The 16578-nt window shown below is 66.3% G+C and carries 12 protein-coding genes; 10 read left to right on the forward strand and 2 right to left on the reverse strand.

The features are described from left to right. Position 1: 1 nt before the first annotated feature. The 5 genes from QW881_RS15315 to QW881_RS15335 all read left to right on the forward strand — a co-directional run bounded on the left by QW881_RS15315 (position 2) and on the right by QW881_RS15335 (position 5353). Entirely contained in the window at positions 2 to 1228 is a 1227-nt protein-coding gene (locus QW881_RS15315; RefSeq protein WP_315756740.1) for a sialidase family protein, read from the forward strand. Further along, positions 1225 to 1722 (forward strand): TlpA disulfide reductase family protein, encoded by a 498-nt coding sequence (locus QW881_RS15320; RefSeq protein ID WP_315738248.1) that lies wholly within the window; start codon positions 1225 to 1227, stop codon positions 1720 to 1722. The genes QW881_RS15315 and QW881_RS15320 overlap by 4 nt, the downstream gene beginning before the upstream one ends. A gap of 209 nt (positions 1723 to 1931) precedes the next feature. After that, positions 1932 to 3266, forward strand: a complete 1335-nt coding sequence (gene proS, locus QW881_RS15325; RefSeq protein ID WP_315738247.1) for a proline--tRNA ligase — start codon at positions 1932 to 1934, stop codon at positions 3264 to 3266. Between the two features lie 94 nt (positions 3267 to 3360). After that, entirely contained in the window at positions 3361 to 4644 is a 1284-nt protein-coding gene (locus QW881_RS15330) for a lipoprotein-releasing ABC transporter permease subunit (protein ID WP_315711581.1), read from the forward strand. A gap of 7 nt (positions 4645 to 4651) precedes the next feature. Further along, complete coding sequence (locus tag QW881_RS15335) at positions 4652 to 5353, forward strand: ABC transporter ATP-binding protein (RefSeq protein ID WP_315738246.1); 702 nt, start codon at positions 4652 to 4654, stop codon at positions 5351 to 5353. A 12-nt stretch (positions 5354 to 5365) separates the two neighbouring features. Here the strand turns inward: QW881_RS15335 and QW881_RS15340 are convergent, their stop codons facing one another. Further along, a complete protein-coding gene (locus tag QW881_RS15340; protein WP_315756739.1) occupies positions 5366 to 6445 on the reverse strand; it encodes an alcohol dehydrogenase catalytic domain-containing protein in 1080 nt (359 codons plus the stop codon). A gap of 141 nt (positions 6446 to 6586) precedes the next feature. On the opposite strand from QW881_RS15340, the gene QW881_RS15345 reads away from it, so the two are divergent. Further along, positions 6587 to 7357 (forward strand): helix-turn-helix transcriptional regulator, encoded by a 771-nt coding sequence (locus tag QW881_RS15345; RefSeq protein ID WP_315756738.1) that lies wholly within the window; start codon positions 6587 to 6589, stop codon positions 7355 to 7357. 446 nt (positions 7358 to 7803) lie between these two features. Then, positions 7804 to 8577, forward strand: coding sequence for an outer membrane protein (locus QW881_RS15350; RefSeq protein WP_315711586.1), 774 nt, complete (start codon positions 7804 to 7806; stop codon positions 8575 to 8577). 106 nt (positions 8578 to 8683) lie between these two features. On the opposite strand, the gene QW881_RS15355 is transcribed toward QW881_RS15350, so the two are convergent. Further along, positions 8684 to 9019: a DUF3551 domain-containing protein gene (locus QW881_RS15355; protein WP_315738242.1), complete on the reverse strand. Its 336-nt coding sequence runs from the start codon at positions 9017 to 9019 to the stop codon at positions 8684 to 8686. A gap of 269 nt (positions 9020 to 9288) precedes the next feature. Between QW881_RS15355 and QW881_RS15360 the strand changes: the two genes are divergently transcribed. The 3 genes from QW881_RS15360 (at position 9289) to QW881_RS15370 (ending at position 16477) form a co-directional block, all read left to right on the forward strand. Beyond that, a complete protein-coding gene (locus QW881_RS15360) occupies positions 9289 to 10002 on the forward strand; it encodes an outer membrane protein (protein WP_315756737.1) in 714 nt (237 codons plus the stop codon). Between the two features lie 465 nt (positions 10003 to 10467). Beyond that, positions 10468 to 13998 (forward strand): DNA polymerase III subunit alpha, encoded by a 3531-nt coding sequence (gene dnaE, locus QW881_RS15365; protein ID WP_315756736.1) that lies wholly within the window; start codon positions 10468 to 10470, stop codon positions 13996 to 13998. Between the two features lie 169 nt (positions 13999 to 14167). Further along, on the forward strand, positions 14168 to 16477 hold the full coding sequence (locus tag QW881_RS15370) for a caspase domain-containing protein (protein ID WP_315756735.1): 2310 nt from the start codon (positions 14168 to 14170) through the stop codon (positions 16475 to 16477). Positions 16478 to 16578 lie beyond the last annotated feature (101 nt).

Consider the following 16578-nt stretch of genomic DNA (forward strand, 5'->3'; position numbering starts at 1 on the left):
CATGACAAGGACGTCACGACTTCGAAGCGGCCTCGTTGGACTGGCGATTGCCTTGCTCTGTCCGCTCACCGCTCGAGCCCAGATGGCGCACCAGCACGGATCGGACGCCGCATGCGAGGGCACTGAGCTCCGATGCGCAACCAAGGTGACGCCGTTCTTCGCTGGCGACGGCAAGCTCTGGCTCGTTTGGATGGCCGGAGGACGGGTCTCGGTCGCGAGCTCGGCCGACGGCGGGAAAACGTATTCCGCCGCCGTGCCGGTCACCGAGCAGCAGCTCAACCTCGACTGGGGACCCGATGCTCGGCCGAAGCTGGTGGTCGATGGCAAGGGCGCGGTTGCGGTCGCGTTCTCGATTTTCCGCGACCAAGCCTTCAACGGGCAGGTGCTGTACTCCAGGTCGGAGGACGGTGGCAAAAGCTTCGCAGCGGTTCGCCCGATCACGGCCAGCAACGAAAGCCAGCGCTTCGAGGCGCTGGCTTTCGACCAGGATGGCACCGTTTTCGTGGCCTGGCTCGACAAGCGCAACCGGGCGCCGGCGAAGGCCGCCGGGCGTTCCTATGAGGGCGCAGGGCTGTTCTTCTCGTCGTCGCGCGATGGCGGTGCCACCTATGCCGAAGCGACGCTCGCCCAGGACAACACCTGCGAATGTTGCCGGCTCGGGCTTGCGTTCGCGGGGCCGGGTCGTCCGGTCGTGATGTTCCGCAACATTTTCGATGGCAGCGTGCGCGACCATGCCGTGATCACGTTCAGTGATCTCGGCACGCCCGGCGAGGTCTACCGGGTCAGCATCGACGATTGGCAGATCAAGGCCTGCCCGCATCAAGGGCCGAGCCTGGCCGTGGCGCCGACCGGCACCTATCACGTCGCCTGGTTCACCAACGGCAAGGCTCGCAAGGGGCTGTTCTATGCGCATTCGCGCGACGGTGGCCGAGAGTTCTCGGAACCCACGGCGATCGGCCAAGCCGACCGCAATCCGACGCGACCCTATGTGCTCGCGACCCAGGACAGCACGACGCTGGTGTGGAAGGAGTTCGACGGCGAGCGGACCACGGTGATGGTGACGCAATCCCGCGACGATGGCGAGACGTGGTCGAAGCCGCGCGCCGTTGCCAGCACGGACAATGCGTCGGATCATCCGCTGCTGGTCGCCCGTGGCAAGCAGATCTTCCTGTCCTGGATGACCAAGTCGGACGGCTATCGGTTGCAGCCGATCGGAGATGAGTCATGAAACGCGCATTCGCTGCCCTTGCGATCTTTGGCCTCGTCGCCTTGACCGCGTCGAGCACCGCAGCTCCATCATCGCTGAAACCGTTCGAGCGCGGCACCTGGCGTGAGGTGCTGCGGGCCCATGCCGGTCGTCCGACCCTGATCCATTTCTGGGGCGTCACCTGCGGCCCCTGCAAGATCGAGCTGCCGCAGCTCGGCAAGTTCATGTTCGATCATCCCGAGATCGACGTGGTCACCGTCAGCGCCGACCTCGTGCCCAATCTGAATGCTGCGACCCAGGCCATGCTGGACAAGGCCGGTCTCTCCACGGCGGAGAACTTCATTTTCGCCGACGGCTATGTGGAGCGCCTCCGGTTCGAGATCGATCCGTCCTGGCAGGGCGACATTCCGCGCACGATGCTCGTGACCCGCGAGGGCGTCGTCTCGACCATCGAAGGCAGCGCCGAGATCAGCGATCTCGACAAATGGTCCTCGGAGCAGGGACGGTCGCGCTAGGACGGTCCGGGCGAGGGGATCAAGGCTGGCCGCGCCGCGGCCAGCCTTGAGATGGCGCCGCGGCGGGGTTCATCCTCCACTTCAGGGAAACCGGTAAATTGATTGGGAATCCGGCGGCTTAGCCGCTTTTTCTCAAACCCAGCCTTGTGTTTTGCCGCCTGATCCGGTTTGACTGCGCCAGCTCGAACCGAATCTCGAAGGCCTCGCCCATGCGTCTGTCGCGGTTTTTCCTGCCCATTCTGAAAGAAAATCCGAAGGAAGCCGAGATCGTCTCGCACCGGTTGATGCTGCGCGCCGGCATGCTGCGGCAGGAGGCGGCCGGCATCTATGCCTGGCTGCCGCTGGGCTTCAAGGTGCTGAAGAAGATCGAGCAGATCGTGCGCGAGGAGCAGAACCGCGCCGGCGCGCTGGAACTGCTGATGCCGACATTGCAACTCGCCGATCTCTGGCGCGAGAGTGGCCGCTACGATGCCTACGGCCCGGAGATGCTGCGCATCAGCGACCGCCACAAGCGTGAGTTGCTGTACGGGCCGACCAACGAGGAAATGATCACGGAGATCTTCCGTGCCTATGTGAAGTCCTACCGTAACCTGCCGCTCAATCTCTATCATATCCAATGGAAATTCCGCGACGAGCAGCGTCCCCGCTTCGGCGTGATGCGCGGCCGCGAGTTCCTGATGAAGGACGCCTATTCGTTCGACCTCGACGAGGCCGGCGCGCGGCGTGCCTACAACAAGATGTTCGTCGCCTATCTGCGCACCTTCGCGCGGATGGGCCTGAAGGGCATCCCGATGCGCGCCGAGACCGGTCCGATCGGCGGCGATCTCAGCCACGAATTCATCGTGCTCGCGGAGACCGGTGAATCCGGCGTCTACTGCGACCGCAATGTGCTCGACCTGCCGATCCCTCCGGCCTCGGTCGATTATGACGGCGACCTGACGCCGATCATCAAGCAATGGACGTCGCTCTATGCGGCGACCGAGGACGTCCATGACGCCGCTCGCTTCGAAGCCGAGGTGCCGGCTGAGCGGCGGGTCCATACCCGCGGCATCGAGGTCGGCCAGATCTTCTATTTCGGCACCAAATATTCCGAGCCGATGAAGGCGCTGGTCGCGGGCCCCGATGGGGCGGAGGTGGCCATCCACGGCGGCTCCTATGGCGTCGGCGTGTCACGGCTGGCTGGTGCGATCATCGAGGCCTGTCACGACGACGCCGGCATCAGATGGCCGGAGGAGGTCGCTCCGTTCCGCGCCGTGATCCTCAACCTGAAGCAGGGCGGCTCCGACACCGATGCTGCCTGCGAGCAGCTCTATCGCGATCTCCTCGCCAAGGGGGTCGACGTGCTCTACGACGACACCGAGCAGCGTGCCGGCGGCAAGTTTGCCACGGCCGACCTCATCGGCATCCCCTGGCAGATCATGGTCGGCCCCAAGGGCCTTGCCGAGGGCAAGGTCGAGGTGAAGACCCGCAGCGACGGCGCCCGCCAGATGATGTCCCCCGCGGACGTCGTGGCACGGCTCGGCGGCGGAACATTGGCTGGCTGAGACGCGCGTTCGATCATCGGATTATCCACCGGGGCCGCCCGTCCCTTCAGGCCAATCCGGCCACATTCGGCCCGAATCATGGGATGATCGCACAATGGATGACGCCATGACCGAACCGGTGCAGACCACCACCCCCTTCGCTCCCTTCGAGTGGATGCTGTCGGGGCGCTATTTGCGTGCGCGCCGCCGGGAGGGGTTCATCTCCGTCATCGCGGGGTTCTCCTTCCTCGGCATCATGCTCGGCGTTGCCACCCTGATCATCGTGATGGCGGTGATGAATGGCTTCCGCAAGGAGCTGCTCGACAAGATCCTCGGTCTGAACGGGCATCTGCTGGTGCAGCCGCTGGAGTCGCCGCTCACCGACTGGAAGGACGTCTCCGAGCGGATCGCGCAGGTGCAGGGCATCCGACTTGCCGCGCCGGTGGTTGACGGACAGGGTCTGGGCTCGTCGCCATTCAATGCGTCAGGCGTGTTCATCCGCGGCATTCGCGCGCAGGACCTCACGAACCTGACGTCGATCGCCAAGAACATCAAGCAGGGCTCGCTGGAAGGTTTCGACGAGGGGCAGGGCGTGGCGATCGGGCGCCGGCTCGCGGACCAGCTGTCGCTGCATGCCGGCGATAGCATCACCCTGGTCGCCCCGAAGGGCGCCGTGACGCCGATGGGCACCACGCCGCGCATCAAGCCCTACAAGATCGCGGCGGTGTTCGAGATCGGGATGTCGGAATACGACGCCAGCTTCGTCTTCATGCCGCTGGCCGAAGCGCAGGCCTATTTCAACCGCAACAACGACGTCACCGCGATCGAGATCTTCACCAGCAATCCCGACAAGGTGGAGGAGTTTCGCAAGACGGTGACCGAGGCGGCCGGCCGACCCATCTTTCTCGTCGACTGGCGCCAGCGCAACTCGACCTTCTTCAATGCGCTGCAGGTCGAGCGTAACGTGATGTTCCTGATCCTGACCTTGATTGTCCTGGTCGCGGCGCTCAACATCGTTTCGGGACTGATCATGCTGGTCAAGGACAAGGGCCAGGACATCGCCGTGCTGCGCACCATGGGGGCTTCGCAGGGGGCGATCATGCGGATATTCCTGATCACCGGCGCCTCGATCGGAGTGGTCGGCACGCTCACCGGATTCGTCGTCGGCCTCCTGATCTCGATGAATATCGATTCGATCAGGAAGTTTCTGTCCTGGCTGACGAGCACCGATCTGTTTCCCAATGAGCTCTATTTCCTGTCGAAGCTGCCGGCTGAGATCGATGCCGGCGAGACCGCGGCCGTTCTGATCATGGCCTTGACCCTGTCTTTCCTGGCTACGCTCTATCCATCATGGCGCGCGGCCCGACTAGACCCGGTCGAAGCGCTTCGCTACGAGTGAGGCGCTGATGGAAGAGCAGGGGGCAGAGGATGTGCCGGTCGTTTATCTCCACGAGATCAAGCGGCGGTACATGCAGGGCGAGCAGCAGCTGACCATCCTGGACGGCGCCAAGCTGGCGCTGTGGGCGGGGCAGTCGGTGGCGCTGGTGGCGCCCTCGGGCTCGGGCAAGTCGACATTGCTGCACATCGCGGGCCTCCTTGAGAGCCCCGACGAGGGCGAGGTCTATGTCGGCGGCGTTCCGACCTCGCAGCTGACCGACATCGAGCGCACCCAGATGCGCAGGACCGATATCGGTTTCGTCTACCAGTCGCACCGGCTGCTGCCGGAGTTCACGGCGCTGGAGAACGTGATGCTGCCGCAAATGATCCGCGGCTTGAAACGGTCCGAGACGGTGAAGCGGGCGACCGAGATCTTGGCCTATCTCGGGCTCGGCGAGCGCATCAAGCATCGTCCGGCCGAGCTCTCCGGCGGCGAGCAGCAACGCGTGGCGATCGCGCGCGCGGTCGCCAACGCGCCGCGTGCGCTGCTGGCGGACGAGCCGACCGGCAATCTCGATCCCGGCACCGCCGATCACGTCTTTCACGCGCTGATGCAGCTCGTGAAGGCCACGCGCGTCGCGATGCTGATCGCGACCCACAACATGGAGCTGGCCGGCCGCATGGACCGGCGCGTCTCCATCGTCGGCGGCAAGGTCGTCGAGCTCGACTGAGTCCGACCGCAGTCAGGGCCTGATCACCGTCATCTTGAACGGCTCGCGATGGGCGGCGGCATGGGCGACCGCGTCGTTGGCATGATCGAGGTCGAAACAGGTCGGCTCGAACTGCGCAAGGTCGAGCAGCCCGGCCCTGATCAGCTCCACCATCCTGACCGTCGCGCTTGGTGGGTACATCCAGACGCCGTGGATCGTGACGCACTCGCGCATGATCCAGGGATAGGGCAGCTCGAGCCCGGCTCCGCCCAGCATCCCGACGCCGCCCATCAGCACCACGCGCCCATAGGGACGCACGGTCATCACGGCTGATCGCACGACCCTGGCCGAGACCGACGGCGGCATGATGTCGAGCACGCAGTCGATCGGGCGCGGCGCCGCGCGCTTCATGCGTGCGATGTCCTCGCTCTCGTCGCCAGAGAGTCTGACCGGGCGGACGCGGGGGCCGAACCGGCGCTGAAGCTCTGCCAGCATGACCTCATTGCGGCCCGGCGCCACGACCGCAGCGGCGCCCATGGCAAGCGCCACCGCGACCGCGGCGCTGCCGAACCTGCCGGTGGCGCCGCTGACCAGGACGGTCTCGCCCGCCTGCAGATTGGCGGCAAGAAAGCCGCCATAGGGCACGAGCAGGGTGCCGAGCGCGCACCACCGTGCCGCGTCATCAGCGTCGACGGCCCCGATCGGCTTGGCGTTCTCCGTCGGCACGCGCATGCGCTGGGCAAACGAACCGTGCCGGAAATATTGTTGCAGCCTCAGCCCGCCCGGTCCGCGCGCGCTCAAGCCCTGCAGGGTGATGTCGGGGGCGAAGGCTTCGTCACGCGAGCGCACGGTTGGATCGCAGAACACCCAGTCGCCGATGGCGAGATGCGTCGCGTCGGGGCCGAGGGCGCTGACCCGGCCGACCCCTCCGGTGCCGGGGATCACCGGCAGGTCCAGCAGGTACTTCCGTTCGCCGCTGAACACTTCGTTCGCATAGGACAGCACGCCGGCCGCGGCGATGTCGACGATGACCTCGCCGGTGCCGAGCACGGGGTCTTCGACATGCTCGATCTCGAGCGGCGATCCAAATCGTTTGAGCACGGCGGCCTTCATGATCCTTCTCCATTTTCGCGGTGGCGAGGCTCCAGCCTGCCGGTCTATGCTCCGCGCAGGAAGGCCTGGTATTATCCTGGGATTAGGCAAGCCCACGCTGGCCACACCTCCCGCGGGAGCGAACCATGAGGGATCCAGCACATGAGTGATCCGCGACATGCCGAGCTCGGCAACTTCCTGCGCTCGCGGCGCGAGAAGCTGACGCCGCAAGCGGTCGGACTCGCGGCCGGGCGGCGGCGACGCACCGCAGGGCTGCGACGGGAGGAAGTGGCCGAGCTCGCTGGCATCGGCGTCGACTGGTACATCCGAATCGAGCAGGGCCGGGCCGTGAAGCCGTCCTCCTCGACCATCGATGCGCTGGCGCGCGCCCTGCGCCTGAGCCGAACCGAGCATGCTCATCTCAAGGCGCTGGTGCGCGATCCTACGCGCAAGCCGTTCGTGCGCGAGCAGGTGCCGGTCCGGCTGCGCGAGCTCGTGCAGAGTCTGAACCAGCCGGCCTACATCTCCGGACGGCGATGGGATGTGCTGGCCTGGAATGCCGCGGCGGACGAGATCTTCGGCTTCTCGCAACTCGCCGACGATGAGCGCAACACGTTGGTGCTGATGCTGTGCAAGCCCGGCGTGCGCCGGCTGTTCGGCGCGCAGTGGAAGGAGCTGGCGCAACGCATGGTCGCGCAGTTTCGCGCGACCTACGATCTGTGGGCGGGCGATCCCGCCTTCGTCGATCTGATCGCGCGGCTGCGGCGCGGCAGCCGCGAGTTCGACGGCTTGTGGGCGGCGCACGACGTCAATGCGCTTGCTGCCGGCGAGAAGCTGCTCGAGCATCCGAAGAAGGGCCGCGTGAGGCTGCGCTACGCGACGTTCCAGTCCAATGACGATCCCGCGCTGAAATTGGCGATCTACTACACGTGATGACGATGCCGCTCCGGACGAGCGTGCGTTCAGCATGGGCCGGGAAGCACCACACATTCGTCCGCTTTGCGCATGATGATGCTACGCATTCGCAAGACTCGTCGTGCTGCCCTGAAGAATTCACGACTGAGACGTGACAGGGTTCGTTCCGTGACCGGGAGTTTCCCGATCACGATTTTGCCGTCGCTCGTATTGTGGCCATGGATGGACGCCGGCCACGACTCCTCCTTACATCTTATTAGTTGTTTGTTCATGTTGCGGGCAAAGCCTTGGAAAACAGGCCTTTGCGCCCAATCCCATAAAAGCCGGAAAGAATGGTTCTGATCTGCACATCGGGTTGATGTCGGCGGAGCGAATGCGGGTGGCATGATCGCTTCGTCGCGCTGCATGTTTTTCGCACGGAACCAGAGGGCCTGGGGACTTTGGGACAGAAGCTACGGAGTTCGATGATGAAGACGCTTTTCGGCGCAACGGTGGGGCTCGGCGCAATCGCCGCGGCGACGTCTGCATTCGCAGCTGATCTTCCAATGAAGAAGGGGCCGTACACCAAGGCGCCGCCCGCCGTCGTGGCGACGGTGTATGACTGGAGCGGCTTCTATGTCGGCTTCAACGCCGGCGGAGGTTCCAGTCGGGATTGCTGGAATCTGGTTTCGAACGCCGGTGTGGCGGTGAACCCGGCAGCCAACCGCGAAGGCTGTTCCGGCGGCGGCGGCGCGGCCGTCGGCGGCCAGGTCGGCTACCGCTATCAGATGGCCAATTGGGTGTTCGGCGTCGAGGCGCAGGGCGACTGGGCGAATTTCAAAGGCACGAATCGCAACCTGATTCTTCCCAATGTCAGCGACCGTTCACGCACCAACGGCTTCGGCCTGTTCACCGGCCAGGTCGGCTATGCCTTCGACAACATTCTCGGCTATATCAAGGGCGGTGCCGCGGTCGTCGGCGATCGCTACGACACCTTCACCACGGGCACCAACGTGATGCTCGATCGCGCCAACACCACGCGTTGGGGTGGCACGATCGGTGCCGGCCTCGAATATGGCTTCGCGCCGAACTGGTCGGTCGGCGTCGAGTACGACCACATCTTCCTGGGTAACAAGAACCTGAACTTCGTCGCCGCGGCCGGCGCGCCCGCGATGACTCATCGCATCAAGCAGGATGTCGACATCGGGCTCGTGAAGCTGAACTACAAGTTCGGTCCGGGTTTCGGGATGATGCGCTGACGCAACGACATCTTCGATTGCTTCGGTTCGTCGGAGCCACGGCTTCGACGAACCTTCGATGGTATGGCCTGAGACGATAGCTCGCTGCGTCGAAGGTGGGGACGGGTCAGTCCTCTTCGAACACGAATGGGTTGGGGAACGGCGCGTAGGGATTTGGCGCCGGCGGACGCGGCTTGATCCGTTGCCTGTGCGGATACGGATAGGGCGTCGCGCGCGGGTCATTGCTGACGCCGGCGAAATAGGGATTCGCGATGCAGTTCAGCAGGCGTCCCGACGCCGTCGCCTGGCATTGCGCGTAAGTGTCGAAGGTGCAGTGGCTCAAGCCCGGAAACTCATCACCCTGCAGACAGAACGCATGCCTGACACCGACGGCGTGAGCCGGCGCATGGGTTGCGACCACGAGGCCGGCTGCAGCCAGGGCCGCAAATAAAACCTCACGCATCAACGATCTCCCTTCATCCCTTGATGACCAGAACGCGCGCGCTTCATGGCGAAGCACCGGCGCGACGGCCCTCACGCGTGTGTAGTCGGTCGGCCCTCGATTGCAAGCTGGAAAGTTCCATCAACACACTGTGATTAAAGATTAATTTCCCAACATGTCTCATGCCCTTTCAGCAGCGAGCTGTGACCGAGCGGCTACAGCAATTGTGGCGCAGATCGTTAAGAGATGCGGCTGGCCTGGGGGCCAAATGAGACGAGACTGGACCTGTGATGAAGAAACTTCTGTTGACGACGACGGCGCTCGTGGTGCTGGCCTCGCCGGCGCTTGCCGCGGATCTCGCTGCGCGTCCCTACACGAAGGCACCGCCGCCGGTGATGGCTGCGATCTATGACTGGAGCGGCTTCTACATCGGCGTGAACGGTGGCGGCGGCTGGAGCGAGAACACCTGGGATCTGGTCGGCGGCGGCCGCGAGGGTTCGCATGATGCATCCGGCGGCACCGTCGGTGGCCAGGTCGGCTATCGCTGGCAGATGGGCCAGATCGTGTTCGGCGTCGAGGCGCAGGGCAACTGGGCCGACCTCACCGGCGACAATCAGAGCGCGCTGTTCGGAACGCGTAACCGCACCAAGACCGATGCGTTCGGCCTGTTCACCGGCCAGGTCGGCTATGCCATCAACAACGTGCTGCTCTACGCCAAGGGCGGCGCGGCCGTGACCAGCAACAAGTACACGATCACCAACGCGGCGACCGGCGCGTTCCTCGCCTCCAACGACGACACGCGCTGGGGCGGCGTGGTCGGTGCCGGCCTCGAATACGGCTTCGCGCCGAACTGGTCGCTGGGCGTCGAGTACGACCATCTGTTCATGGATCGCCAGACCGTCAGCTTCGGCGCGCTCGGCTCCGACAGCATCAAGCAGGACGTCGATCTGTTCACCGCCCGCCTGAACTACCGCTTCGGCGGCCCGATCGCGACGCGGTACTGAGTCGATCCGCGCACGATCGGCGGATTGCAAAGCCCCGGCGTTCGCGCCGGGGCTTCTTGTTTGTGGGCCGGATTAACCATCTGCGGCGCGGGCGCGGCAACGGGTCGATCAGCGCGCTTGACATGAGAACAGAAAAGGAACATTGTTCTTCATATGTTCTGACTCAGGGAGGTCCCGATGCTGAAGGTTTTCGTTCAAGAAGCCGCCGCGCTGGCGTCGATCACGCTGTTCGTCGGCATGATCGCGCTCTGGGCGCAAATCATTCCACAGCTTTAGTTTTCCGAGCGCAGCGGCTGGGGACAAGGCAGGCGAGGGCGCCGGACTCGCCGGTGGGCCTCCGATATGATGCGGAGCGAGTCGGTCGGGAGATTGGGCATGGCGCCGGGTCGTGACCCGAGCAAGCCCGGAAGCCGGCCCGACACCGTGATCGATCTCGGAAAAGCCCCAGGAAGTTGCAAAGCGAGCATGTCCAGCGCCGGATTCGTCCATCTCCACGTTCACTCCGCCTATTCGCTGCTGAAGGGCTCGATCAAGATCGGCAAGCTCGGCGAGCTCGCCAAGGCCGATCATCAGCCTGCGCTGGCGCTGACCGACACCGACAACATGTTCGGTGCGCTCGAATTCTCCGACAAGATGGCGAGCTATGGCATCCAGCCGATCGCCGGCTGCGAGCTCGCCATCGATTTCGGCGACATGGACCCGAATGCCCGCAATGCCGGTGCGGTCGCGCAGCCCTCGCGAATCGTCCTGCTCGCCGCACGCGAGGAGGGCTACCGCCACCTGATGCGGCTGAACTCGCGCGCCTTCCTGGACACGCCGACGCATCAGGCGCCGCACATCAAGTTCGAGTGGCTGAACGAGGGTGTCGATGGTCTGATTGCGCTCACCGGCGGGCCCGATGGGCCGATCTCGCTCGCGATCCAGCACGACATGGCGGCACTTGCGACGCAGCGCTGCGAGCGGCTGGCAAGCCTGTTCGGCGACCGTCTGTACATCGAGCTGCAGCGCCACGGGGTCGACCGCGAGCGCCGCGTCGAAGGCGGCCTGATCGACATCGCCTATGGCAAGGGCCTGCCGCTGGTCGCGACCAACGAGCCGTATTTCGCGACCGCCGACGACTACGAGGCGCATGATGCGCTGCTGTGCATCGCCGGCGGCCATCTGATCGCGGACACCGAGCGCGTGCAGCTGACGCCGGATCACCGCTTCAAGACCCGTGCCGAGATGGCGGTGCTGTTCGCCGACCTTCCGGAGGCCTTGGCCTCGACGGTCGAGATCGCAGAGCGCTGTTCGTACCGGCCGCGGACGCGCAAGCCGATCCTGCCGTTTTTCACGGTCGGCGCCGGCACCGGCAGCGATGCCGTGGATGCCGCCAGCGCCGAGGCCGCCGAGTTGAAGCGACAGGCGGAGGAGGGTCTGGAGCGGCGCCTCAAGGTGCACGGCATGGCGCCGGGCATGACCGAGGAGGACTATCAGAAGCGGCTCGCCTTCGAGCTCGACGTCATCATGCGCATGAAGTACGCGGGCTACTTCCTGATCGTGTCGGACTTCATCAAGTGGGCCAAGGCACACGGCATTCCGGTCGGGCCGGGTCGCGGCTCCGGCGCCGGCTCCCTGGTTGCCTGGGTGCTGACCATCACCGATCTCGACCCGATGCGGTTCGCGCTGCTGTTCGAGCGCTTCCTCAATCCCGAGCGCGTGTCGATGCCGGACTTCGACATCGACTTCTGCCAGGACCGCCGCGGCGAGGTGATCTCCTACGTGCAGCAGCGCTATGGCCGCGACCAGGTGGCGCAGATCATCACCTTCGGCACCCTGCAGGCGCGCGGCGTGCTGCGCGACGTCGGCCGTGTGCTGCAGATGCCCTATGGCCAGGTCGACAAGCTCACCAAGCTGGTGCCGCAGAATCCGGCCGCGCCGGTGACGCTCGCCGCCGCGATCGAGGGCGAGCCGAAGCTGCAGGCCTTCCGCGACGAGGACCCGGTGGTGGCGCGCGCCTTCGACATCGCGATGCGCCTCGAAGGCCTGACGCGGCATGCCTCGACCCACGCCGCCGGCATCGTGATCGGCGACCGGCCGCTGAGCGAGCTGGTGCCGATGTATCGCGATCCAAAATCGGACATGCCGGTCACCCAGTTCAACATGAAGTGGGTCGAGCCCGCCGGCCTCGTCAAGTTCGACTTCCTCGGCCTGAAGACGCTGACCGTGCTCGACGTCGCCGTGAAGCTTCTGAAGCAGCGCGACGTGCACGTCGATCTCGCGACCCTGCCGATCGACGACGCGCCGAGCTACCAGATGCTGGCGCGGGGCGACGTGGTCGGCGTGTTCCAGGTTGAAAGCCAGGGCATGCGGCGGGCGCTGATCGACATGCGCCCGGACCGCTTCGAGGACATCATCGCGCTGGTGGCGCTGTATCGTCCCGGTCCGATGGCCAACATCCCGACCTACTGCGCCCGCAAGCACGGCGAGGAGGAGCCGGAATATCTGCACCCGATCCTGGAGCCGATCCTGAAGGAGACTTTCGGCGTCATCATCTACCAGGAGCAGGTGATGCAGGTCGCGCAGCAGATGTCCGGCTATTCGCTCGGCGAAGCCGACCTCCTGCGCCGCGCCATGGGCAAGAAGATCCGCGCCGAGATGGACAAGCAGCGTGTCCGCTTCGTCGAGGGCGCCACCCAGAACGGCGTGCCGAAGGACCAGGCCGACACGATCTTCGACCTGCTCGCCAAGTTCGCCGACTACGGCTTCAACAAGTCGCACGCGGCCGCCTACGCGCTGGTGTCCTACCACACCGCCTACATGAAGGCGCATTATCCGGTGGAGTTCATCGCAGCGTCGATGACGCTCGATCTCAACAACACCGACAAGCTCTCGGAATTTCGTACCGAGGCGCAGCGCCTGGGCATCAAGGTCGAGCCGCCGTCGATCAACCGCTCGGGCCCGACCTTCGAGGTCAGCGGCAACACCATCTTCTACGCGCTGGCGGCATTGAAAGGCGTCGGGCCGCAGGCGATCGAAATGATCGTGGAGGCCCGCAACAAGGGCGGGCCGTTCACCTCGCTCGCCGACTTCGCCTCCCGCGTCAATCCGCGCGCGATCAACAAGCGCATCATCGAGACGCTGGCTGCGGCCGGTGCGTTCGACGTGCTCGACAAGAACCGCGCCCGCGTGTTCGCCGGCGCCGACGCCATCGTCGCCGCCTGCCAGCGCGCGCACGAGGCCGCGACCTCGGGCCAGAACGACATGTTCGGCAACGCCGCCGACGCGCCCGCGATCATCCTGCCCAACATCGAGAACTGGCTGCCGGCCGAGCGTCTGCGGCGCGAATATGATGCGATCGGCTTCTTCCTGTCGGGCCATCCGCTCGACGACTACGCCGCGGCGCTGAAGCGCCTGCGCGTCCAGAGCTGGGCCGAGTTCTCGCGCGCGGTGAAGACCGGCGCGACCGCGGGCAAGGTCGCCGCCACCGTGGTGTCGCGCATGGAGCGTCGCACCAAGACCGGCAACAAGATGGGCATCATGGGCCTGTCGGATCCGACAGGCCATTTCGAGGCGGTGCTGTTCTCCGAAGGCCTCGCACAATATCGCGACGTGCTCGAGCCGGGCGCGGCGGTGCTGCTGCAGCTCGGCGCCGAGCTGCAGGGCGAGGATGTGCGCGCGCGCGTGCTCCATGCCGAGCCGCTCGATGATGCCGCCGCCAAGACGCAGCGTGGCCTGCGCATCTTCCTGCGCGACACCAAGCCGCTCGACTCCATCGTCAAGCGCCTGCAGGGGCCGGAAGGTGCCGCGGCCAATGGCAACGGGGCGATCGCCAAAAGCGCCGCGCCGCCATTGGCGCCCCGCGCAGCAGCAGGCGAAGGCGAGGTGTCGCTGGTCATGATGTTGGACCTCGAAACCGAGGTGGAGATGAAGCTGCCGGGGCGCTTCAAGGTTTCGCCACAAATCGCAGGTGCGATCAAGGCGGTGACCGGCGTGGTCGACGTGCAGCAGCTGTAATCGAGGCGATCGCTCCGCCGAAGCGGCTGCGTCCGGCGGTCGTGTCGGTCGAACGGGGGACGAGGAACAAAAAAGCTGCGCGTGGGCTGTACGGACATGCCTCCGTTCAACCGCGGTTCAGCCATTCTCCCGCTGAATCCGCGGCGGGTGCCTCGAAGGGGCTTGAACCATGCGCTTGGCCAAGATCACCGCGAAGATCGTCCTGAGTGTCTCGCTCTGCCTGCTCGCCTTGGCGGCCTTGCCGCGGCTTGCTGCAGCGCAGCAGCCCGGCGCCGAAAAGCGCATCGCCTTGGTGATCGGCAACGGGGCGTATGCCAAGGGTCCGCTGGCCACGGCGGCCAACGATGCCGGCCTGATCGCGCAGACGCTGCAGGCGGCGGGCTTCGACGTGGTGGGCGCCCGCGACCTCGATGCCGACACGCTGCGCAAGAGCTTTCGCGATTTCATTCACAAGGCCCAGTCAGCCGACACCAACACCGTCGCGATGGTCTATCTCGCCGGCTACGGCATGCAGCTCGCCGGCGAGAACTATTTTCTTCCCGTCGACGCCAACATCGGCAGCGACGTCGACATTCCGACCGAGGGCCTGCGCCTCAGCGACTACATCCGCCAGCTTGCGGCGACGCCGGTGAAGGCCAGCGTCGTGGTGCTCGATGCCGCGCGCCAGCAGCCCTTCATCGCCGGCGGCCCTGCGATCGCCGGCGGCCTGGCGCTGGTCGAGCCCGATGCCAACATGCTGATCGCCTTCAATGCGGCGCCGGGCACGATCGCGCCGAACGAGACCGGCGCCTATGGCATCTACGCGCGCTCGCTCGCCGAGATGATCCGCACCGGCGGCCTGTCGCTGCCGGAGGTGTTCGATAGGCTGCGGCTGCGCGTCAACGAGGAGACCAAGGGCGCGCAGGTGCCGTGGGATGCGCAGAAGATCCAGGCCGCCTTCTCCTTCTTCGAGCGGGCGCCGGACGCGCCGGCCACGCCGGATTCGCCCGAGCAGACCGCGGCGCTGCGCTCGCGCCCGATCCGCGAACTGCCGGTGCAGGAGGCCTATGCCGCCGCGCTGGAGCGCGACACGCTGCAGGGCTATGAGGATTTCATCGCCGCCTATCCGAGCGACCCGCTGGCGCGGCGCGTGCGCGCCCTGGTCGCCGCTCGCCGCGAGGCGCTGACCTGGCGGCGGACGTTTCGCACCGACAGCCCGGAAGCCTATTGGTCCTATCTGAAGCGCTATCCCTATGGCGCGCATGCCGAGGACGCCCGGCGGCGGCTGGCGATGTTGTCGGCAGCGCCGGCGCCGCCGCCGACCTTCGCGATGATCGAATATGACGTGCCGCCGCCGCCGCTCGACGAGGTGATCTACGTCGAACGTCCGGTGCTGCTGTTCTCGGATCCCGAATTCGATTTCGTGCCGCCGCCCCCGCCGCCGGTCTACATTCTTCCGCCGCCTCCGCCGGAGTTCGTGGAGCTGCCGCCGCCGTTCGCGCCGGTCGGCCTGTTCATCCTGCCGCGGCCGGTGTTCGTGCCGATCCCGGTCTATGTCCGGCCGCCGGCTTTCGTTGCGCCGCCGCCGAACAACATCATCTACCAGAACATCCACAACACCGCGGTCATCAACACCGTGATCAATCGTCCCGCACCTGCCGGTCCGATGTCCACCGGTCCCGCTGCGGCAACCCAGCCGGCCGTGGCGACGGCGCCGGCATTGCCGCCCGCGGTGATGCAGCGCGCGACCCTGATCCAGCAGGGCAAGGTGCCGCCGCCGGCGCCGCTCTCCAATTCTGCCGCGCGCCCGGCCGGACCAGGCGGCCCAATGTCTCCAAGCGTTCCGCAGGCAGCGCTTCCAAACCAGGCCGGGCGACCGGGGCAGGGCCCGCCAAACGCGAATGCGCTTCCGGTGCCGGGCCAACGTGGCGCGCCGGGGCTTCCCGCTGCGGTGCAGACGCCTGCGATCCGACCGGACATGCGGGCGAACCGCACGCCGCCCGGCGTACCCGCCGCACCTCCCGCGGCGGTGGCTCCTCGTCCGATTGCGCCGGCGGCCATTCCACACGCACCGGACGCGCGACCGCGGCTGCAGCCGGCCGTGCCCGACCAGATCCAGCATCGCGCAGCGCCGCCGACGGCTGCGCGGCCGAGTCCGCCGCCGCCACGGCCGCCGGCTGCGCCCGTGCTTCGAGCGGCGCCGGCGCGGCCCGCGCCGCCGCCTGTGATGCGTCCAGCTCCTCCGCCACAAATGGCCCGGCCGGCGCCGCCCCCGATGGCCCGGCCCGCTCCGCCGCCGATGATGCGGCCGGCTCCGCCGCCGCCAATGGCGCGTCCGAGCCCGCCGCCGCAGATGGCACGTCCAAGCCCGCCGCCGGTGGCCGCGATGGCGCGGCCCGCCGCACCGCCGCCGATGGCAAGACCGGCAGCACCACCGCCGCGACCTGCTCCGCCGCAGGCCCCGGGCAAGCGGTGTCCGCCGAACGTGCCGCATTGCTGAGCCGGCCGGCGCAGCCGCGGCGCGCCGGTTGCATCGCAGGCCCGTTTTCGATATTGGCCGGACCGCCGGACTGATCGATCGTGGGCGCGCGACGTCGGCAG

Origin of the sequence: Bradyrhizobium sp. SZCCHNS3016, assembly GCF_032484535.1 — a bacterium.
Lineage (GTDB): Bacteria > Pseudomonadota > Alphaproteobacteria > Rhizobiales > Xanthobacteraceae > Bradyrhizobium.

Excerpts from the sequence above, each read along its gene's own strand:
- QW881_RS15315 (WP_315756740.1), top strand. The coding sequence starts at position 2 with ATGACAAGGACGTCACGACTTCGAAGCGGCCTCGTTGGACTGGCGATT.
- QW881_RS15320 (WP_315738248.1), top strand. The coding sequence starts at position 1,225 with ATGAAACGCGCATTCGCTGCCCTTGCGATCTTTGGCCTCGTCGCCTTG.
- proS (WP_315738247.1), top strand. The coding sequence starts at position 1,932 with ATGCGTCTGTCGCGGTTTTTCCTGCCCATTCTGAAAGAAAATCCGAAG.
- QW881_RS15330 (WP_315711581.1), top strand. The coding sequence starts at position 3,361 with ATGGATGACGCCATGACCGAACCGGTGCAGACCACCACCCCCTTCGCT.
- QW881_RS15335 (WP_315738246.1), top strand. The coding sequence starts at position 4,652 with ATGGAAGAGCAGGGGGCAGAGGATGTGCCGGTCGTTTATCTCCACGAG.
- QW881_RS15340 (WP_315756739.1), bottom strand. The coding sequence starts at position 6,445 with ATGAAGGCCGCCGTGCTCAAACGATTTGGATCGCCGCTCGAGATCGAG.
- QW881_RS15345 (WP_315756738.1), top strand. The coding sequence starts at position 6,587 with ATGAGTGATCCGCGACATGCCGAGCTCGGCAACTTCCTGCGCTCGCGG.
- QW881_RS15350 (WP_315711586.1), top strand. The coding sequence starts at position 7,804 with ATGATGAAGACGCTTTTCGGCGCAACGGTGGGGCTCGGCGCAATCGCC.
- QW881_RS15355 (WP_315738242.1), bottom strand. The coding sequence starts at position 9,019 with ATGCGTGAGGTTTTATTTGCGGCCCTGGCTGCAGCCGGCCTCGTGGTC.
- QW881_RS15360 (WP_315756737.1), top strand. The coding sequence starts at position 9,289 with ATGAAGAAACTTCTGTTGACGACGACGGCGCTCGTGGTGCTGGCCTCG.
- dnaE (WP_315756736.1), top strand. The coding sequence starts at position 10,468 with ATGTCCAGCGCCGGATTCGTCCATCTCCACGTTCACTCCGCCTATTCG.
- QW881_RS15370 (WP_315756735.1), top strand. The coding sequence starts at position 14,168 with ATGCGCTTGGCCAAGATCACCGCGAAGATCGTCCTGAGTGTCTCGCTC.